19 protein-coding genes and 1 riboswitch are annotated in these 21,022 nt (G+C 38.5%); of the genes, 14 read left to right on the top strand and 5 right to left on the bottom strand.

All coding sequences use genetic code 11. The features are described 5' to 3' along the window. Positions 1-356 precede the first annotated feature (356 nt). Positions 357-1,697 carry a nucleobase:cation symporter-2 family protein gene (locus NYE65_RS08395; protein WP_340860474.1) on the bottom strand — a complete coding sequence of 447 codons (1,341 nt, stop codon included), beginning with the start codon at positions 1,695-1,697 and terminating at the stop codon, positions 357-359. 247 nt (positions 1,698-1,944) lie between these two features. Between NYE65_RS08395 and NYE65_RS08390 the strand changes: the two genes are divergently transcribed. Next, the gene (locus NYE65_RS08390; RefSeq protein ID WP_328178180.1) at positions 1,945-3,132 is read left to right on the top strand and encodes a PucR family transcriptional regulator; all 1,188 of its coding nucleotides are present in this window, start codon (positions 1,945-1,947) and stop codon (positions 3,130-3,132) included. Between the two features lie 96 nt (positions 3,133-3,228). Here the strand turns inward: NYE65_RS08390 and NYE65_RS08385 are convergent, their stop codons facing one another. Next, positions 3,229-4,419, bottom strand: coding sequence for a PucR family transcriptional regulator (locus NYE65_RS08385; RefSeq protein ID WP_340860472.1), 1,191 nt, complete (start codon positions 4,417-4,419; stop codon positions 3,229-3,231). 239 nt (positions 4,420-4,658) lie between these two features. Between NYE65_RS08385 and uraD the strand changes: the two genes are divergently transcribed. The 9 genes from uraD to NYE65_RS08340 all read left to right on the top strand — a co-directional run bounded on the left by uraD (position 4,659) and on the right by NYE65_RS08340 (position 12,098). Next, positions 4,659-5,156, top strand: a complete 498-nt coding sequence (uraD, locus tag NYE65_RS08380) for a 2-oxo-4-hydroxy-4-carboxy-5-ureidoimidazoline decarboxylase (protein ID WP_340860470.1) — start codon at positions 4,659-4,661, stop codon at positions 5,154-5,156. 13 nt (positions 5,157-5,169) lie between these two features. Beyond that, positions 5,170-6,153, top strand: a complete 984-nt coding sequence (gene pucL, locus NYE65_RS08375) for a factor-independent urate hydroxylase (protein ID WP_053536436.1) — start codon at positions 5,170-5,172, stop codon at positions 6,151-6,153. Further along, positions 6,153-6,512, top strand: a complete 360-nt coding sequence (gene uraH / locus NYE65_RS08370) for a hydroxyisourate hydrolase (protein ID WP_340860467.1) — start codon at positions 6,153-6,155, stop codon at positions 6,510-6,512. Before pucL ends, uraH begins: the two co-directional genes overlap by 1 nt. Positions 6,513-6,542: 30 nt before the next feature. Further along, positions 6,543-7,082: a thiol peroxidase gene (tpx, locus tag NYE65_RS08365; RefSeq protein ID WP_063575047.1), complete on the top strand. Its 540-nt coding sequence runs from the start codon at positions 6,543-6,545 to the stop codon at positions 7,080-7,082. 789 nt (positions 7,083-7,871) lie between these two features. After that, positions 7,872-8,279 (top strand): DUF1259 domain-containing protein, encoded by a 408-nt coding sequence (locus NYE65_RS08360; protein WP_268938147.1) that lies wholly within the window; start codon positions 7,872-7,874, stop codon positions 8,277-8,279. A 277-nt stretch (positions 8,280-8,556) separates the two neighbouring features. After that, positions 8,557-9,411 (top strand): hypothetical protein, encoded by an 855-nt coding sequence (locus tag NYE65_RS08355; protein ID WP_268938148.1) that lies wholly within the window; start codon positions 8,557-8,559, stop codon positions 9,409-9,411. A 28-nt stretch (positions 9,412-9,439) separates the two neighbouring features. Further along, positions 9,440-10,351, top strand: a complete 912-nt coding sequence (locus NYE65_RS08350) for a VanW family protein (RefSeq protein WP_340860463.1) — start codon at positions 9,440-9,442, stop codon at positions 10,349-10,351. A 224-nt stretch (positions 10,352-10,575) separates the two neighbouring features. Continuing rightward, positions 10,576-11,334, top strand: a complete 759-nt coding sequence (locus tag NYE65_RS08345; RefSeq protein ID WP_340860461.1) for a carbon-nitrogen hydrolase family protein — start codon at positions 10,576-10,578, stop codon at positions 11,332-11,334. Between the two features lie 344 nt (positions 11,335-11,678). Continuing rightward, on the top strand, positions 11,679-12,098 hold the full coding sequence (locus tag NYE65_RS08340; protein WP_268590214.1) for a VOC family protein: 420 nt from the start codon (positions 11,679-11,681) through the stop codon (positions 12,096-12,098). 291 nt (positions 12,099-12,389) lie between these two features. Here the strand turns inward: NYE65_RS08340 and NYE65_RS08335 are convergent, their stop codons facing one another. After that, positions 12,390-13,352, bottom strand: coding sequence for a D-2-hydroxyacid dehydrogenase (locus NYE65_RS08335; protein WP_340860458.1), 963 nt, complete (start codon positions 13,350-13,352; stop codon positions 12,390-12,392). Positions 13,353-13,480: 128 nt separating this feature from the next. Continuing rightward, positions 13,481-14,377: a 4-hydroxy-tetrahydrodipicolinate synthase gene (gene dapA / locus NYE65_RS08330; protein WP_340860456.1), complete on the bottom strand. Its 897-nt coding sequence runs from the start codon at positions 14,375-14,377 to the stop codon at positions 13,481-13,483. Positions 14,378-14,510: 133 nt separating this feature from the next. Then, positions 14,511-14,689: riboswitch (Lysine riboswitch) on the bottom strand. A gap of 370 nt (positions 14,690-15,059) precedes the next feature. Here dapA and NYE65_RS08325 point away from each other — a divergent pair. Genes NYE65_RS08325 through NYE65_RS08315 form a run of 3 tightly spaced genes read left to right on the top strand, consistent with a single transcriptional unit; the run spans position 15,060 to position 18,724 of the window. Further along, entirely contained in the window at positions 15,060-16,532 is a 1,473-nt protein-coding gene (locus NYE65_RS08325) for a spore germination protein (RefSeq protein WP_340860454.1), read from the top strand. A 21-nt stretch (positions 16,533-16,553) separates the two neighbouring features. Beyond that, the gene (locus tag NYE65_RS08320; RefSeq protein WP_340860453.1) at positions 16,554-17,639 is read left to right on the top strand and encodes a GerAB/ArcD/ProY family transporter; all 1,086 of its coding nucleotides are present in this window, start codon (positions 16,554-16,556) and stop codon (positions 17,637-17,639) included. Next, positions 17,636-18,724 carry a Ger(x)C family spore germination protein gene (locus NYE65_RS08315; protein WP_328178190.1) on the top strand — a complete coding sequence of 363 codons (1,089 nt, stop codon included), beginning with the start codon at positions 17,636-17,638 and terminating at the stop codon, positions 18,722-18,724. The genes NYE65_RS08320 and NYE65_RS08315 overlap by 4 nt, the downstream gene beginning before the upstream one ends. 740 nt (positions 18,725-19,464) lie before the next feature. On the opposite strand, the gene NYE65_RS08310 is transcribed toward NYE65_RS08315, so the two are convergent. Continuing rightward, on the bottom strand, positions 19,465-19,902 hold the full coding sequence (locus tag NYE65_RS08310; protein WP_340860451.1) for a hypothetical protein: 438 nt from the start codon (positions 19,900-19,902) through the stop codon (positions 19,465-19,467). 247 nt (positions 19,903-20,149) lie between these two features. On the opposite strand from NYE65_RS08310, the gene NYE65_RS08305 reads away from it, so the two are divergent. Then, complete coding sequence (locus NYE65_RS08305; RefSeq protein ID WP_340860449.1) at positions 20,150-20,941, top strand: phosphotransferase; 792 nt, start codon at positions 20,150-20,152, stop codon at positions 20,939-20,941. Positions 20,942-21,022: the final 81 nt, after the last annotated feature.

Genomic DNA, 21,022 nt, shown 5'->3' with positions numbered 1-21,022 from the left:
CAGAACCACCCCGAATTTCAATTTTATTATGCAAAAAATTTGTCAATGACACCCCACGGAGTCAGACTTTGTAAAAAAATACAATTTAAGGGCCCCCCTTGAATGTAGATTCGAAAAAGGTCGGGAATTTCGGGATTGACTCCAAATTTTGGAGGGTTATATCGCTCTCTTTTCAAATGAAAAAAGTTGAAGAGCCATAATTAAGTAAAAAAAAGCACCTTGCTTACCTATTAAATAGGCTGTTGCAAGGTGCTTGTATTATTTGTTTGAAAATTCCCTGAATAAGGTTATAATTAAAAGTGTTGGAGAACCTAGCCAACTAGACACCCTTAGAGAATTGCCTTGTCCGCTACTTTCTAAGGGTGGATATTAATATTCTGGCTCATGCTTGGTTGAATTTCGGGTATGGAATGATGGTGTGTAATGGATGGATTTGTTTTTCCATTCAGGATGGCATTTAACACAACCAGTGTTATTGTACCCATCACGACTCCGTTTCCACATATTAATTGGACTGTTTCCGGGAATTTATCGAATGCTTCCGGGACCCCCTTGACTGCCAGACCGACTCCTATCCCAAGTGCAATCGTCAATTGATTGGAAGGTTTGCTTAAATCCGCTTTGGCTATCATCCCCAAAGCTGCAGATAGAAGCATGCCGAACATTGGTATCATGGCCCCGCCCAGAACGGGTAAAGGGATCATTGTCGTAAGACCGGCAACCTTAGGCACAAAAGCTAGAAAGATTAGGATACAACCTGCCGTGACTACTACCGAGCGCTGAGTTACCTTTGTCAGCAAGACCAAGCCAACATTTTGTGAGAAGGTAGAATGGTTGAAAGAGTTGAAGATACCGCTTATGAAGCTCCCTATTCCTTCTGCACGGAGCCCCTTTTCCACATCTTTTTCGGTTATTTCCTTCCCGCATACTTCCCCGAGTGTCAAAAAGACGCCTATACTTTCCACAGCTATGATTAAAGATATGATTGTCATGGTGATAATAGATGAAAAGTCGAAGGTAGGTACCCCAAAATAAAAAGGAGTTACCATTGTAAACCAGCTGGCCTCTGTAAAGCCGGAGGTATCGACCATACCTAAAAAACCAGCCAATATAGTGCCAAGAACCATGGCGAAAAGAACTGAAACCGCTTTCAAGAAACCTTTGGTAAGTGTATTCAATAAAAGGAAACTTACTAGTGTAAAACAGGCTAGCATTAGATTCATAGGATCTCCAAAGGTGGGGGAACCGACTCCGCCCGCTGCATTTTTCATGGCAACTGGCATTAATGACACGCCTATGATTAATATGACGGACCCTGCAACAATTGGTGGGAAATAGGGTATTAATTTACCGATTACTCCTGATAAAATGGCAACAATTATTCCGGATACCATAACTGCGCCTAAAACCCCGGTTATACTATGGACCGATCCTATGGCTATTACTGGCTCGACCACGATAAAAGAAACAGCCATTAAAGCAGGTAATCTTATACCAAAGCCTTTACCGCCAATAACTTGAAGCAAGGTGACTATCCCGCAGGCGAGTAAATCAAACGAGATCAGGTATATGATCTGTTCTTGTGTCAACCCGATTGCAGGACCGACGATTAGTGGAACAGCTACCGCTCCTCCATACATTACACAAACATGCTGTAAACCTAACAATAACGTGTTTAGTTTGCTCAATTTTTCCATGTTTGCCCCCTTTTAATTAGTCACGACTTTCCAATTATATGAATGTAACGAAATCGCCTCCTTGTGATTTTGTAAATACTTCCTTATGAATGGTTTTTCTGTTGCTTATTAAGAAACGCTATTTACAAAATCGGTGTATTTTTATATTATCACCGCCATAATGCTAAATCAAGACTATTTTTTGGAAAAATATGAATATTCATTCTAGTTCATTCTGTATATAATTAAGAAGAATAGGGGGAGAAATATGTATTTAACGATCGAAAAAGCTTTGAAACTTCCTGCCCTAAACCAAGTGGAAGTTATTGGAGGAAGTCAAGGGTTAACTCGGGTAATTAATTCAGTAAGTATAATGGATCATCCGGATATATCATGGATTAAACGAGGGGAACTCCTGCTGACAACCGGTTATGTGTTTAAGGATGACCTGAATGCTCAAATCAATCTTGTTAGGGAATTGTCGAAAAGAGGAAGTGCTGGATTAGCTATCAAGATTAAGCGGTTTCTTTCTACGATTCCTCCTGGAATGGTGGAAGAAGCGAACAAGTACAATTTCCCACTGCTGGAGATTCCTTATGAGATGCCTTTATCCGACTTATTATTCAGCTTTACATATGAACTTGTTAATAAGGAGAAAGTGAAAAACAATGGAAAAGGAAGTGTTGAAGTTTTTCATTCTCTTTTGAATGGGGAAAATAGGAGTTCATCTTTTATCCCCCAATTACAGGAATTTGGCTTTAATCCCGATAGGCCATATATTCTGCTCTTAATAAACGGAACGAAAGAAGAAGGGGATTCAGTCTTTCCAATTGGCAGAATGTTGGAGAAATTAAGCCAAACGGAAAGGGAAGATTTCAAGTATTGGAATATCGACTTCGATGGTCAATTGATTATCCTGCAAGGGAAAGGGGTGGTGACTGATGAACACCTGCTTATGCAGGCTCAAAGAATTGCCATCCTTTTAGAAGGGCTTATATCCAAAGATAATCCTGGCACTTCACTATCCATGGGGTTAAGCAAGGTGAAAAAAGAAATCTACAATATGAAAGAAGGGTTTATTGAAGCTAAAAAGGCCATTCAACTTGGCTCGAGGCTTAACCCGACTAATATCAATGATTACGCAAGCGTTGAAGTTGAAGATCTAATAAACCAAATCCCTAAGGATGCCATAACTCAATACGTGCTATCCATGATTCAGCCGATTATTGTATATGATAGGGAAAATGAGGGGGAGTTATTAAAAACGCTGGAAACCTATCTATTTTCAAGAGGGAGAATAGAAGATGCGGCACGGGCTTTGTTTGTGCATCGAAATACTGTAAAGTTCCGTTTGTCTAGAATTGAAGACTTATTAGGAGTTGATTTAAAATCGAGGGATATTGCTTTTAAATTGCAGTTTAGTATAAAGGCTGCGAAGTTATTATTACATGACTAGGTAAAGGAAGCAATCGGGGATCAACTGTTACTGCCCATGAAAAACTGCCAGGGAATGAAGGATCCCTGGCAGTTTTTCATTTGTATGGGTCATTTCTTATCGATTATCCAACAGACGTTTGGCATATAGGGCAAGTTTTAAAGTGAACAGATCATCATTGCTTAATTCCATTCCTAATAGTTTTTTTATGCTTTTAATTCGAAAATGGATAGTGTTTCGGTGTACCCCCATTTTTCTGGCCGTTTCAGCAGGTCGAAGATTGCATTGCAAATATGCATCCAAGGTTTTGATCAGATCAGACTGGGTTTCATCGTCATGGTCCTTAAGCGGTGCTAAATTACCTGTAACAATATCCATGAGCACATTTTTTGGAGCATACTGCAAAATTTTAAATGTTATTAATTCTTTGTAGCCGTAAATTTCTTTTCCTGGGTTCAATCGTTTTCCCAAATCAATAGATTGTAAAGCTTCCTGTAAGCTATTGGCCAGGTTATTAATACCTGTATGATAGTTACCTACTCCCAGTGTAAGTTCCATTGGCAGGTGTGTAGATAAAGTAGAGATAATCTGTTGGCTTATCTGGGTGACTTGTGAATAAAAGCGGGTGTTCCCTAGGGGGATGGTATCCAGATAAATGATAACTAGACTGCCCTTGATATTCCTTATGAGCTTATCGATTTTATATTGCTCGGTTAATGTTTCAATTGTCTTGATAAGCTGTTTATAAGTAATGGAATCATTCCTTTGATTCCATTGCAGCGTTAAAGGTAAAACCGTACATATGAAGCCCCCAGTAATTTGTTGGAAGCTGGATTTGTCCTCCGTCATTCCTAAAATCCCGTAACTTAAATTTTCGGCACCAACTTCGGAAATATCCTCCATGCTATAACTTTGCCTTTTTTGTTCATTCTGTCTCGTCACTATTTCACGAAGCAGGGGAGACATGATATCTGATAGCGAAAACTCAGGGGGGATTTTGAGAATAGGCAAATTGGCCATATTGGCAATGCTGATGGTGGTTTGCGGAATTTCTTCCAGTTTGATGAACAATCCTGAACAATTCATTTTTGCCAATTCGATTACGAATTGGTCTAATTGTTGCGGATTATCTTGAAATAAGTATCCGGTTGTTAGAATCAATTCATTTGGCTTCAACCAGGAAAGCACATCAGGAGCATCAAAGCTATTGATGGATTCTATTTCTCTATTAAGTCCCTGCATGCCAGCTGCCACTTGGCATTGTTTGATCTGTGGTAATTTTAATGCATCAGTCATCGTTAAATGCATGATAGGTCCCCTTCGCTGTGCCTTTTTTCTCTAATTTAACTAATTTTTTGAATATTGGCAACTGGATCTAAGCTATTAAGATGGCCTATTCTTTAAAAGGTGAGTGCGGTAAGCACAAAGGGGTTGGAAAAATATTAGCTTTTTCAGCTAATGACCTATAAATGAACGCATGTATATAATTCAATTAAGTTAAGAATGTTTTGAATTATAAAAATAATCAGAAGAAGGGAGGGCCCGTATTGATATCTGACCTTAATAGCATTAATGAGTTGAACAAGGCGGAATTCATCGAAAAGTTAGGTTGGGTATATGAACATTCTCCATGGATCGCAGAGCGTTCATGGGAGTACAAGCCATTCATTTCCGTAGAGGACCTAAAACAGAAAATGGAAGTAGTTGTGCAAAATGCCTCATTATCGGAAAAGCTCCAATTAATCAAGTCTCACCCGGACTTAGCAGCCCGGATTGATATGGCTGAAGCATCAGTTAAAGAACAATCCGCAGCCGGTTTGAATTCGCTTTCTCCGGATGAATATGAAGAATTTCATGCGCTAAATAATCAGTATAAAGAAAAGTTTGGATTTCCGTTCATATTTGCTGTCCGTGGCAGCGATAAAACGGTGATAAAGGCAGAGATGAAAAGAAGGATTGGTGTGGATCAGGCAAATGAACTTAAGGAGGCCATCAAGCAAATCCACTTAATCGCCAGCCACAGGTTATCTGATTTTATAAACTAGGAGGAGGAATAATATGACAGCTCAAAATGAAAACAGAACGATGTATTACGGTAAAGGGGATGTATTTGTATACAGGACTTTTGTGCAGCCTCTTACAGGTTTGAGGAAAATACCGGAATCAAGTTTCACAGAAAGAGATAATACTATTTTCGGATTCAATTGCCAGATTTCTCTAAAAGGGGAAGCTTTTTTATCTTCTTTTACGGAAGGAGATAATAGCTTGGTGGTTGCAACGGATTCCATGAAAAACATCATTCATCGCCAGGCGGCCAATTATCAAGGAAATACGGCGGAAGGATTTTTAAAGTTCATATGTGAAGTTTTCCTTGATAAGTATAGCCACATAGATGCAGTGGAACTGACAGCAACTGAAGTTCCCTTCGATCATGTACTCGTTCCAAAAGGGGAAGGACATGAAAATAGTGATGTTGTCTATCGATGTTCCAGAAATGAAAGGGCTACCACTACAATCGAAGTCAAAAGGACACCTACTGGAAGCAAAATCGTTAAGCATTCAAGTGGAATAGTTGATGTCCATTTAATCAAGGTTAAAGGAAGCTCTTTTTATGGATTTATTCAAGATGAATACACCACACTGCCAGAAGCTCAGGATCGTCCACTATTTATCTACTTGGATTTCGATTGGGAATATAGCCGCTGGGAGGATGGCACTGGAGCGGATCCAGAAAAATATGTAGCAGCAGAACAAATTTGTGATATTGCAAATACAGTGTTCCATGAACTGAATAACCGTTCGATACAGCAGCTCATTTATCATATTGGCATTAGGATTCTGGAACGTTTCCCTCAGCTGGCGAATGTTCAATTTAAAACCAATAATCGTACCTGGGAAACCGTTGTGGAAACCATTCCGAATTCAGAAGGAAGTGTTTATCAGGAACCACGTCCTCCGTTTGGCTTCCAAGGCTTTGTCGTTACACAAGAAGACGTTAAACAAAAAAAGGCAGCTGATTCAACTGTAGGGGCTTCCCGATAATGGACAGTAAGCTGACCACACATGTTTTAGACCTCTCTAAAGGTCTGCCGGCAAAAGGGATGAAGATAGAACTTTGGGCCATAGCAGAACAGGGAGACCATTCTTTCATAAAAGAGGTCTGTACAAACAAAGATGGGCGAGTGGATGATCCGCTTCTTCAAGGAGATGATCTCAAACCAGGTGAGTATGAGCTTGTCTTTTATGTCGGGGAATATTTCAATGATGGTGCGACTGATCCTAATATAAGGCCATTTTTAAATAAGGTACCACTTCGTTTTGGAATAGGAAGTAATGAAGAACATTATCATGTTCCTCTGCTTGTTGCTCCGGGAGGATATAGCACCTACCGAGGAAGCTAATAAATCAGTAAGAGAGTTGGAGGGTTCAATTTGGCACATGAGCGTACTGGTGCAGTGACTTTAGGCGGGAATCCAGTGACCTTGATTGGTCCTGAACTAAGAGTAGGGGATATGGCCCCTGACTTCACACTATTAACAAATGACCGCCGTAAAGTACATTTAACAGACTATAAAAATAAGACATGCATCATCACGACTGTTCCTTCGCTTGATACTGGTGTATGTGACTTACAAACAAGGCTCTTAAATGAAGAAGCAAGCAAAATGGGTGATGATGTAGCGGTGTTGGCTATCAGCGCAGACCTTCCCTTTGCTCAAGCAAGATGGTGTAAAGAAAGTAATGTCGAAGCTATAACCATTCTCTCCGATCACTTTGATTTGTCTTTTGGTACTGCATATGGAACGTATATGAAAGAACAACGATTGGAATGCAGGGCAGTATTTGTAATAAATCAAGAAGGAACCATTAAGTATGTGGAATATGTACCGGAAGTCACGGATCACGCAGATTATGAATCCGCATTGCAGGTAGCGAAGGAAGTGATAAATAAAGCTGGTGCAGCTAAATAAACATTTTCCCTCACGAAGCATAGTAAAAGTACATTCTATTATCCGCAAGGCCGTCCGATTTTCAAAAGCTGGACGGTCTTTTGTTGATACTGAGTTAAATTAGTAGTTTTCCAGTGACTTATCCAGGCCTCTTTCTAATGTTAAAATATGATTACTATAATTAAACATTAATTCCTTTTATTTGAAGGGTAATCATGCTATAATGAAAGTCCAATAGCTTTATATAATATAGAAGCGCTTCCTTATTCAAGGAAGTGCCCTTTTTATGTTTTCACTTACTTATTAACATAACAATGCTAGAAACACCTGAAATAGAAATAAGTATACGTGTAAACTCCTGAAATCCGTCATCTCAGCTCCTGCCACTTCAATTTCTTGATGATACAACAAACAGCCCCTGCAATGATATTTTCTACATCAGCGAATGGCAAAATCTATCGAGGGTACTATTTTCTTTTTAAAAAACTCTTCTGGTCATATCCATTCCCACTTAAGAATGATCAGTGGTTTAATAAATAAAAGTTAAAAAGCCCTTGCCTTCTTTTATTTCTTGTTGAAGGTGAGAGCCTTTCATTGTTCCCATATCAATTTATCAATGTAAGCATCTTTAGTACATGTATCATAATACTCTACAAAAATCCCTTCAGAACAAAACCTGAAGGGATTTTCATGTCATATAACCTAGATTATTAGAAGTTGAGGATTTTAAACTAATATCCTCATCAACAGATGAATATAATAATCGTGAATTTAGCATGTGGAAAATTTTTTTTTGAAAGGGGATTTTTCATGAGTTCGGAAAAACGAAGAAGATTATGTCAGGAATTTGCAAGAATATTAGGCGGAGACGGAATGATTACTCCAGAAGGAGTATGCTTGGTGCAAAAGTTTCGTAATATTAGATTCACAATACTTGATCGCAGAACGCAATCTCCACTAGTCAATCCGCAATTTTTTACGTTTGAAAATGTTGATAGTAGGGGGAATGCGTTAAATTTAGGGGAAACAGTTCTTTTACAAGAAGAAGTTAACCCGTTATTAACTGAACTTAGAAAAAGGGACCTTTTAGTTACTTCTCTTCATAATCACTGGTTATTTGAAGAACCTCGGGCAATGTATATGCACTTTGAATCGATTGAACCACCACTAGATTTTGCTAAAAAAGTTAGAGATGCATTTAGAGTATTAAAAGTGTAGTCAGACTATAAGAGGCAAGCCTTACATCAGTGAGATTATCAATCCCACTGATGTTTTCTTTTTTGTATATCATGTCTTTTATTTTTCCTTGGAGCAGGCCGCATGGCATCTTGTGTAGTTTCTAAGTTACCGGATTAGGGATATCAAAAGTACATATTAGAACATCATTACTAGCATGTCTGAGCCTTTTTAGCTTAATTTGAAGAATTTCCAAATTTTCAAAGGTATTCAATTTATTATGTCCTGAAATAATAAGAAAAAATGCAGGAGAGGCCAAATGAAAAACAATACATTATATCAAGTAATTATCGCTATTTTTATATTTGTCTTAATGGTCGATCAGTCGGTCTATGCAATGGAATGGGAAGATGAAGAAGGACCTATAAGTTTTAAAATTGAGATGTTACCTTGGGAGATTGTAAATAACATTATTCCTGATAAAACAAATTTTACCATAATCGATATTGAAACTGGTTTATCATTTAAGGTACAACGAAGGGCAGGCAGCCATCATGCCGATGTACAGCCATTAACCAAAGAAGATACTCAAATCATGAAGAAAATTTATAATAATAAATGGAGTTGGAACAGAAGAGCCATTATTGTATTAATCAATAATCAAATGATTGCTGCATCCATGCACGGAATGCCACATGGTGCTGGTGCACTCCCAAATGGTTTTTCAGGTCATTTTTGTGTTCATTTCTCTGGAAGTATTACGCATCGTTTGAAAAACGAAGATCTTTCTCATAAATTAATGATATTGAAAGCCGCTGGTAAGCTTGATGATTATATACAAACCGTGAATCCTTATGAACTTATACGTATTTTTACCATTGCCATTAATCAAGGAAATCAGGAATTATTAGCAATGACCTTATCAAATCCGAGTCACCCTAACCGTGTCAATAAACTTGTTAAAGATATTACATATTTTGGTGTAATTGACCCTTTAAGACAACCGCCTGAACAGCTAAATGGTCTATTTCTCGTGGATGTACCCGTTCAAGTAGCTATTTATAAGAAGAAAGATGGCAAAGAAAAAAAGGTTATGCATTTTATGATCCGTAAGGAGAGTTTGCCTGATCGTTGGTTTATTGATCAAGATGCAATTTATGAAGACTTGAGGTGAAAATTAACCAACCCAGGAGGTGCATTAAATGAGATTAACATGGATTGCCGGACTTTTGCTATTCGTTCAACCAGTGAATATTTCAGAAAGCTTATTGATAACCCACCAAGGACAAACGATTTCCAGTGTCAACCATCCGGATATTACGATGCCCTATCTGGATGTTCCTATGGTGGACGAGGATAAATACAATCAATTTGTCAAAAAAATAGACCGGCAAGTTTACCAAAAACCTGTAAATGCCACAATGGACAAACAAGGTAATATTCTACCTGGGCGGGTAGGTTACAAGCTATACCATCAAGCCTTTAAAGAACAATTTCATTCCTTTTTGTACAGTAGTAGATCATACAAACTAGAAGTACCTTTGCTTGCTATTCATCCAAAGGTTGACAGCGAAATGCTTGCGGAAATTCGTGAAAAAAAGATAGGTGAATATAGAACCTATTTTAATGTGAACAATAAAAATCGTTCAAATAATATCTCACTTGCTACTGAAGCCATTAATAATTATGTCGTGTTTCCAGGAGAGGTCTTTTCTTTTAACCAAGTTGTTGGCAAGAGGTCAGTAGAAAAAGGATATTTGCTCGCTCGGGTTATCGTTAAAGGAGAGTTTTCTGAAGGGATTGGCGGAGGGATTTGCCAGGTTTCATCCACCTTGTTTAATGCTATCGACAATGCAGGGTTGCAAACGGTTCAACGCTATTCCCATACAAGGAGCGTTCCGTATGTTCCATCTGGCCGCGATGCTACAGTAAGCTGGTATGGGCCTGATTTTAGTTTTAAAAACAAATACAATCAACCGATCTTGATCCGGGCTACAATCCAAGGAGGAATGGTGAGTATCAAGGTTTACTCTTCAGATATGATCAATTATAAAATACGAAAGATTCCCGATGCTTCAAAGCAGATATCCAAAGAACAAATTATTCGTTCGTAAAAGTACACGTATACGACTGGGGGCACCTTAGGCAAATTTGGTTTATATTATAGAAGAAACTCGTAAAAACGGCCTTTGCTCATTGGAGCAAAGGCTTGTTTAGAGATGGGGGAGGAAACAGCTTTTTCTTTTTCGGGACAGATTACTTGAACAAGCCAATTCATGTCCATGCTACAATCATTACAAGCATGACCATAATATAAGTTGATGTTTAGGAGATCACTATGGGGAAAATAAAAATAGCTTTACTGCACCTATTGCCCATCGCTGGTGATGTGGAGCATAACCAAAAACTAATTGAACAAGCCATTTATAGTGCATCAAATAAAAATGCCGAATGGATTATAACACCCGAACTATGTGTCAGCGGACTTCAATTCAATCATAAGATTGGGACTGGATGGATTAACAAGCAACCTGATGCTTGGATGAATAATTTGGGCAGTAAACTAAAGAATTTGAAAAGCACTGTATTTTTGGGCTGCCCTGAAAAAGGCAGTGACGGAGAGTTGTATAATTCTGTGTTTGTCATAGATAAAAAAGGTCATTTAATAGGTAGACAGAGAAAAATCAGTGTTATTGATGATTGGTCAGCATCAGGGGAAGTATTGGAGCCAATAAAAACAGACAATGTTGAGGTTGGTATTATGATTTGTGCAGACGCATATAACAAAGATATTGCTTGCACCTTATCTGAAAAAGGAGCAGAAATATTACTTGCACCGTCTTCTTGGGGTCCCGGATTTCATGGTCCGGAGGGAGAATGGGAACAAAGGTCACTAGAAACAGGGCTGCCCGTAATAGTCTGTAATCGTACTGGCGAAGACGAAACGGTCCGTTTTTGGGATGCAGAAAGCATGATCATAAAAAATGGTGTACCCCTCCTGACTCATAAATCAAAACAATCAGCCATACTTACCTTTGAATGGGATTTACAAAGCATGGATTTACTATCGACTCATTTCGAGATCGATTACATATAATGAGAACTACACGAACTCTTGTTGAAAGATAGGGTGCGCCAGCTGAAGAAACGGAGCTGTCATTAAGGCAGCTTTTTCTTATTGCTAGAGGCAGGTTAGTCCAACAGTGCGTTTGAACTTTGTTCAACAATTGGGACATTTTCTTGAATAAGAGAAGGGTTTATTCGTAAGTAAATCGAAGTTAATCAAAGGAATAAATGTTCAACCACTTTTGATGAAATATCCACCTGCACTGACATACTGTTGTCAGCATAGACGCTATCGGAACAGCAAATAGGAAATCACCCGGTGACCCTAAATATTGAAGTATAGTTACTTACTCAACATTGAGGAGGAAATCGATTATGAGCGAAACAAAGACATTAAGAGGACTCACCACCGTCAGTTTTTGGGCGGCTGATCTAGTGGCGGCAAAGAAGTGGTACGCAGAGCTGCTGGGTATCGACCCATACTTCGAACGCCCGGGATATGCCGAGTTTCGCCTCGGGGACTACCAGCACGAGCTGGGCCTAATCGATAGCCGCTACGCGCCTGGTGGTTCGTCGACCGGCTCGGCCGGTGGTGCTGTCGTGTACTGGCACGTCGACGATGTGACAGCAACTTTCGAGAAGCTGCTGTCCATGGGAGCGAAAGAACACGAGGCACCCACAGTTCGCGGTCAGGGGTTCATTACTGCATCCGTGATTGATCCCTTTGGGAATATCCTAGGAATTATGTACAATCAGCATTATTTGGAGGTTCTGGATTCGAACAGAAAAGCGTGATCCGCGCTCCCGGCATCCAAAGCATGTCCAGTTTGTACTATTCGAATGACTAGTTTGTTTATACAATTTATAGAATCGTTTACTGATCGGAGCTGTCATTTAAGGCAGCTTTTTCTCATGGAAATATACATAAGGAGATAATAAATGGATGGTACTCTTGCGTTATCTCCATCGAAAAAAAGTATCTCTTGTGAGGGGCTTTTTGATTTGTAAAAGGAATATAAAGCTAAATAAATGTAAGCCGCATTCCTCCGATGAAAAATGCGGCTGTTTGAAATATTATTTAAGGGTTTAATACCCTCGATTCCGATCTACCATTCCACTTAAAGGTTGTTCACTTGAAAATCGCCTTAAATTTTCTATGAAAAAGCTGCTCACTTCGTTAATCGTACTTGGTCCTGACAGGTGGGAAGTGACAAACACATTCGGCATGGACCAGAAGGCATGTTCTTTTGGCAGCGGTTCTTTCTCAAATACATCGAGGACTGCTCCCTGTAGATGTCCTGCTCGCATGACAGATAGTAAATCCCCTTCATCTATCAATGCTCCGCGGCCAACGTTGATAAGGTAAGCGTTGGGCTTCATCGCTAAAAGAAGGTCCTGGTTAATGATATGATAAGTGGAATCCGTTAAAGGAAGCGTCAGGACCAAATAATCCAGATCTTTTACAAATTCATCCCATTGATCTGGAGTAAAGTGGAGATCCACGAGTGTTGCTTGTTTTCCACTAAAGCTTAACCCATGCACATTCATATCAAATGCCCGGGCTTTACGAACAAGTTCAGCGCCAATCGATCCAAGTCCAGCCACCCCGATTGTTTTCCCCTTTAGAGTTTCAGAAATGAAAGGATCCCATCTCCGCTCCAATTGCGATTGTCTCATCCGAGGACCGTCTTTCACTATGTCCAAGAGAAACGAAAATACATATTCAGAGATGTAAGCACCAAATTGGTCAATAATTCGAGTTATTGTAATGTTTTGAGGTATCGATTTGTCTGCAATCAAATCATTGACCCCGGCTCCCATTGATTGAAACCAGCGAACAGATGAGGCAACTGGTTTACTTAGTAATTGCGTCGGGAAATTCCATCCCAAAATAACTTCAGTGCCGGGTAAATATTTTTCTGCTTCCTCCAAAGTTTTCGCTGTCTTTACCGATATAAACCCACTATTTCGGATATGATCAGCATAAGCATCGACCTCTGACTGAATAGAACTAAATACAAGAATGTTTGGTTTGTGTGTACCCCCCATTGGCTCTCTCCTTATTGATTCTTTAAATATAGTATAAATTCTTTCTCCTGAGTCATACATGGATAAAAAAACAGTGCATTTCTTTCGAGTATGCACTGCTTTTTAAAATTTCTCCAGAATCATTAGTTTTATTTATTTAATAAAATGGCTTCTGCGTTACTAGGCTGTAGAACTATTTGCAGTGCTCTTTCTTCTTCATCGTTTAAAGGGATCAATGGTAAACGGACACCTCCAACATGTACCCCCCGCATATTTAATGCAGATTTTACTGGTCCCGGGCTTGGTGCAGCAAATAATGCTTTCATGATTGGAAGAAGTGTACGATGTGCAGCGGCAGCGCCAAGGACATCACCATTTTTAAAGCTATTGATCATTTCTTGCATTTCATTACCAATTATGTGTGAAGAAACCGAAACAACGCCTGTTCCACCGATGGCTAAAACTGGTAATGTCAACCCATCATCGCCGCTGTACAAAGTAAAATCACTAGTTGTTTTGCTTATGATTTGTGCCATGGCATCCAAGTCACCGCTTGCTTCTTTTACTGCCACGATATTCTTGATTTTTGAGAGGCTGACAATCGTCTCCACTGACATGTTTACAACACTTCGTCCTGGAATATTATAAAGCATTACCGGTAATGATGTTGAATGGGCTATAGCGCTAAAGTGCTGAAATAATCCTTCTTGAGAAGGCTTGTTATAGTAGGGGGTGACGAGCATGATTCCGTCGACTCCTGCTGCCTCTGCTTGCTTTGTTAAGCTGATGGAAGCTCTCGTGTTATTTGAGCCGGTTCCAGCTATGACTGGAACTCTTCCATCAACAACATCTACAACAAATTTGAATAAATCTATTTTCTCTTCTTGAGTTAAGGTAGGGGATTCTCCAGTTGTACCAGCTATTACTAATCCATCAGAACCATTAGCAATCAAATGGTTTACTAAAGTTCTCGTAGCATTAAAATCAACCTCTTCATTATGATTGAACGGGGTAACCATTGCGGTTAAAACTTGGCCAAAATTCATAACTTCACACCCTTTTGTATAATTTTTAAAAATATTCAGAGGTGGTTAGGGCCATTCAGGAGTAAACGCAAAAAAGCAACAACGAGGATTCGCTGCTGCAGTAGAAACAATATTTACCAAAAAATGTTTCCGCGCATAAGATAGCCCTCCATATAGTTTCCTATATGACAGTCCTGTATTTATTCAATAGCAGAACCAGCTTCAAGAACATGAGATTCTTTCCGCTTCGGCAAATTCCCCTTTCCACAATAGTCATAGGATCTCATTCTCCTCAAAATGTGTACTAATGGTCTTTGCTCCTCTATCCTCACTTCAAAAAATTTCGAAGTAAGAAAATATTTAATTGATTGTAATATAACAGGGAATCCATTCTGTTGCAAGCCTAATTATGAAGTTTTTTAAGAATGCTAGAAATCTATGGGGATGGCTAGAGTATTGGGGTGGATTCATCTTTATTCGTTATAGGCTGAACAAATATTCAATGGACGAGGGAGTAGTAGACAATACAACTCCCTTTAATGATTCTTTTTCATTTATCCGATTAAAACTCACTAATAAATATATTGAAAAATTACAGTTGGCCGCTAATTTTAATCAGTTATTTCAACTAAGTATTCGTGCGTATAAAATCCTACCATTCGTTAATAATATCCATATCTTACAATCAAAGGAGTGGAGTCTATTGAAAAGATATTCATTCTTTAAAAAGCAAGAAAATCATAAATCTACAGACTTCACTGATGTACTCGAACATCTGCAAAAGTCCAAGGACTTCACAAGCTTTACACTCAATTTTGAAAATGAAATATACTGTGTATCTTTTTTCGATACATTAATTGATAAAGATATAATGCATAGAGACCTCCTTCCTTTTTTACATACAAATTCTTCAACTCTGGAGGAGCTTGTACACAACTTGCCAATAGAGGGGCTTGTTTTTACAAAAAATCCTGCTGAACTACAAAGTCAGCTGTTAATGGGTTATATAGCCATAACATTAAATAAATCTGATCAGGCAGTTTTAGTTAAAGCAGCAAATAACACTTCGAGGCAAGTTACACTGCCAGAGGTAGAGTTCAGTGTTGTCGGTCCGAAAGAGGCACTGGTCGAATCACTTGATACGAATTTATATTTAATCCGAAAACGGCTTCCAATTGCAGAACTTGCTGTTGAAGAAATTATTGTTGGGAAGTTATCCAAAACAAGAGTAGCTGTGCTTCATATAGAAGGAATTGCAAATAGCGAGAATGTAGAAACCGTCATACAGCGCATATCTGATTTAAGGGTTAACCAAATAATTGATAGCTCCTATATTTCACAAATGATTGAAGATAATAAAAATTCTCCTTTTCCTCAATTTATCGATACGGAACGACCTGATCGATTGGCTGCGGTACTAGGAGAAGGCAAAGTAGTGATCTTGGTGGATGGAGCTCCACATGGCTTACTTGGGCCCTCCACATTCTTTGAATACTTTGCGGCATTCGAAGATTATTTTCTCAACTGGACGATTGCCTCATTCTTTAGGCTTATTCGTTTTTTTGCTGTATTGTTTTCCATCCTAATGACCCCCATATATGTCGCAGTTCTCACTTATCATTATGAGTTGATCCCAAAGGATTTAGTCAGTACGCTTGTGATTTCTCGTAGCGGAATTCCATTTCCACCGATTTTAGAAGCATTAATCTTGGAATTAGCCATCGAACTTCTCAGGGAGGCAGGAGCTAGACTGCCGACTAAAGTAGGTCAAACAATAGGTATCGTAGGTGGTATTGTAATTGGGACGGCATCTGTTGAAGCAGGGCTAACGAGTAATGTATTATTAATTCTTGTTGCATTGTCGGCTCTTGGTTCTTTTACTACACCTGTTTATCAAATGGGTAATACCATTCGCTTAATTCGATTTCCTCTCCTACTCATGGCTTATTTTTTAGGATTATTGGGTATAGCTATCAGTTTTTGTTTTTTGCTTGTGCATTTACTGAGGATAAGTTCCTTAGGGAGGCCATTTCTTGAACCATTATATCCGCCAAGGATTTATGATATGCGGGATGCCTTGATTCGTTTACCATTTTTTCTTCAGGCTAAACGTCCAATTGAGGTTCAGACGGAAGACACTGTTCGGTTAGAACCCAAGGAAGATTCTAAAGACTAAGTGAGAGTGGGGGTTTCTTACATGAACGATAAAAGTGATCAAATCTCACCATTTCTAGTCTATTTTTTAATCGTTAAAATTCAGATAGGTGTAGGGGTCCTGGGATTTCAAAGGATAATTATTCAATCTGCTGGCCATGATGCTTGGATGGCGGTCATTATAAGTGGTGTAGTCTTTTCTTTGGGTATTTGGGGTATGTACAAGCTATTAAATCGCCACGATATGGACTTAATAGGCATACAGAAACGACTTTTTGGAAAGTGGCTTGGCGGTTTACTAAATATCATCTGGATACTGTATTGGCTGATGGTGGGTATTTCTGTTTTAAGATCCTATCTTGAAATCGTTCAATCATGGGTATTCCCCCAAATTAACACATGGATGGTGACCTCCATATTTGCTTTATTAATTTATTATGTGGTTTTAGGTGGGTTTAGAGTGGTCGCCGGTATTTGCTTTTTAGGGATCAGTATCCCTTCTTATTTAATTCTAACTTTTTATTTCCCGCTGGAATTCACACATTTTCGCAACCTATTACCCATTTGGAATCATTCTCTTAAAGACATGGCCCTTGCATCTAAGCAAATGTCATATAGCTATTTAGGCGTTTCCACTTTAATGATGTATTATCCATTAGTTAAGCATCGTAAAAGTACACAAAAGTGGGCGCAACTAGGAAATCTTACTTCTGTTTTCCTTTATTTATGCCTAACGATCCTGACAATAGGGTATTACAGTGAAGACCAAATCAGTAGATATATTTGGGCAACTTTGTCCTTTTGGGGAATCGTACAAATGCCTTTCGTTGAACGGTTTGAGTACATAGGAATCGCTACATGGGTCTTAGTTTTAGTACCTAGTGTATGTCTCTATATGTGGGTTTCGGCAAGGGGGATTTCACAATACTTTAAAATGAAGCAGAAAACAATTTATGCTCTACTATTAATTTTATTGGTTGTGATGACAAATCTGATTAAAGGCAGGGGAATGATTAATCAATATGTGGATTACATTTCAAATTTAGGATTCGTTTTGGAAATTCCTTATGTCTTATTTCTGGTTTGTTTATCCACTGTCATGTCAAATAAAAAGGAAGATAAGAAATGAGAGTTTTATTCGCGAAATTGGCCCTGATACTTCTTTTAATTAGTGTTCTCTCAGGCTGCATGGGGGTGGATAGCAAAGTTCTCGATGAAATAAATTTGGCAACAGCCATCGGATATGATTATGTCGATAAGACTCATTTCGAAGCTATCGCTGTAACACCTCTTTATTATCCTGATAAAACCATTAAAAATATTACCTATAGTTCGAAATCATCACTTAGTAAAGACGTGCGAGATGAGATGAATCAGCAATCTGAAAGACCCATCTTTAGTGGGAAATTAGAGGTGGTCTTATACGAAAAAAGGCTTGCGAAACAAGGGATATTCTATCTAATCGATACATTAATCAGAGACCCTTCAATTGGAACCACTTTAAAACTCGGCATTGTCGAAGGAAGTTCAAAGGATGTGTTAAGCCCCCAGTTTGGCAACATAGATAAAGGAATTTATTTATCTAATACAATTGAGCAAAATATAAAAATGGGTATGCTGCCTAGAACTAACCTCCATCTTTTTTTGTATGCTCATTACTCTGAAGGAATGGACCCATTCTTACCTATCGTAAAAGCATTGGATGGGAAAGTTTATATTAAAGGAAATGCCATGTTTAATAGTAAAGGGGAATACGTGTATCAGACTACGAGCCGTGAAAATGTTATTTTCAAAATGCTATATGAAAATACAACAAGCAAGGAAGGGTTCTCTACAAAAATTGAAGGGAGAGAATTTGCTTCCGTCAACAATATAAAAACAAAAAGGTCTTATAAGATTTCAAAGCCGATGACAGATACTCCTATAACGATCGATCTCGAGATAAAGGCAATATTGCGAGAATATACCGGTGATGAAGTAACTCCTAAAATGATTAAAATTATAGAAGATAAAATGTCCAAAGATGTGAAGGAACGCTCGGAAAAATTAGTGAGGAATTTTCAAAAACTACATGTTGATCCCCTGGGGATTGGCGAACAAGTACGAACGAGGACTAGAAGCTGGGATAAGAAAAAATGGGATGAAATTTATACTTCTATCCCGATAAATGTGAATGCTAAAGTTGAAATTTTAGAATCGGGCGTTGTGGAATAGGAGTAAACGGAGTTGCGGTTTAATAGGGAAAATAAAGCGGCAGGAGTTCTTCTTAATAGGGAGTTGATTTTTAAAATATCAACATCATTTACAGAATGCTTTTTTTTGTGCTGAAAATTATTTTATAAATTTCCATCTGCAGTCTATGTATCTAATTATTCTAAAAATCCCTTGAACCACCACTAGATTTTGCTGAAAAAGTAAGACGCAAATAGAGTATTAAAAGTGAAGTCAATGGCAGCCTCCATGTTACGAACCAAATGATTCGGTGGCACCAGTTGGTCTAAAGTAATCCTTTCAAGTTGATCTCGCTGAATAGAATCATGTTTAGAAAGCATCCTCATCACCCCAAGTTTTAATACTTCTATTTTAAAACAAAAATGACTCAAGGCAAAAGTGTTCTATCTAAAAGGTAAGACAAAGTTGATTGGAGCGGGTGTACGAGACTCCTGCTTAGAAAAGCGCGTCTAGGGGAGACCCCGCGGGCGAAAGCCGAGGGCCGACCGCCCGCGGAAAGCGAGTGCCCTACGTTCCAATCAACGTCCAAATTGTACAAGCCATAAAAATAGACAAACTCGATTTTCATCGGGTTTGTCTACAGTCTGAGACAATTAATAAATTAATTGCCTTTTTATACCCTGCTTGGAATAGAGAAGAATATGAAGGAGTCATTCAGAACTTCATGACCCCCGTCTCCCTTAGGGGAGGTTTAAATTCTTTTCCCAATCCTTTAAAAAGTCTTAAGCATTAAACATCGGTTGCGTTGTAACGGGGCAAATAGTTTTAACGGAACAAATAGATGAAAGGCTAATAGTGAAATTACCCATTGCTCTGTCAGTAACTATCACTTGTCCTGTAACAGGATCAAAACTTCGTAACTCTACAAATATAGGTTTAAATGGTTCAGCGGTTGTAGTGAATCCAATGATTGAACCTATGGTAGAAGCCCTTAAAAACTCACTTATTTGTTGTCGGGTCTGACATGCTTGTCCGATTGACGGGAATCTTTTTTGTTTATGCCCTTTGTCCTTTGCTTTATCACAGCAGGATGACTTATCACAGCAAGATGACTTATCACAGCAGGATGACTTATCACAGCAAGATGATTTATCATGGCTGGATGAATTATGACCGCAGAATGGATTATGACGGCATAAAAAATCATTACTTAAATTCATAAATATCACTCCTTTTTCTACTATATATATGAGGTAAAACAAAACATGCTTGTACAAATTTACTAAATTCCCTGCCTTTATCGTATCCGTCCTTGAATATTTCTAAGTAATGTTTCGTAAGTCGTAAAGAGTTAAGAATGTCATTAAAAATCGGTGCGTAAGCTGAAGGTCGGAACTGACAGTTTAGTTGAACAAACAGGAATTGTTGTACGTGTTATAGAAAGTCATATTAGGGAGGGATCCATGGATGTCAAACCTTGATAATGAAGAAATGCTAACAGGAGGGAATGTTTCTGAAGTTTATCGTTCAGGAGATACTGTTCGACGGGAATTAAAGCCTGATAGTCCCAAAATTCATAAGCTATTAAAGCATTTGGAGAATAAAGGTTTCAGTTATGCACCAAAGTTTTTAGGTATTGATGAAAAAAGAAGAGAAATATTATCATTTATTGAAGGAGAAGCTGGTAATTATCCTTTAAAGGAATACATGTGGTCAGATGATGTCTTAATGGAAATAGCGAAAATGCTCCGTCTTTATCATGATTCTGTCAGTGATTTTTCATTTGGTGACAGCTGGCAACCGATAGATAACACCCCCCAACAACCTGAGGTGCTATGCCATAATGATTTTGCGATGTACAACATTATTTTTAACCATAAAAAACCAATGGGTATTATTGATTTTGATGTTGCTGGACCCGGTCCAAGACTTTGGGACATAGCTTACACACTTTATACTTGCGTTCCCTTAAGCAGATTTCATCTTTCTGAAGCAGGTGAGAAAGTTTATTACCATTCATTACAGCATGGTACCCGTATAAAACAAAGAATCAGATTGTTTCTTGAATCTTACGGTGAGGGAATAGAAGCAGACTATTTGGAAATGGTATTACTGCGGTTAGAAGGGTTATGTAAAACAATCACAAGAAAAGCCAGTGAAGGGGAGATTGCTTTTCAAAAGATGATAGAGGAAGGGCATCTTGAACATTATCAAAACGATATTAACTTCATTCGGGAACATGGAAAGGATTGGATGTAAGGGTGGGTTTTTGGTTTCAAACCTACAGCATAGGCGAATAAAACCCCTTGGCCGCCAAGGGGTTTTATTTTTGATGGTTTT

It is taken from the genome of Peribacillus sp. FSL R5-0717 (genome assembly GCF_038002945.1).
GTDB classification, from domain to species: domain Bacteria; phylum Bacillota; class Bacilli; order Bacillales; family DSM-1321; genus Peribacillus; species Peribacillus frigoritolerans.
Note: the sequence above shows the minus strand (reverse complement) of the source record. Positions and strands in the feature narration are given on the sequence as shown.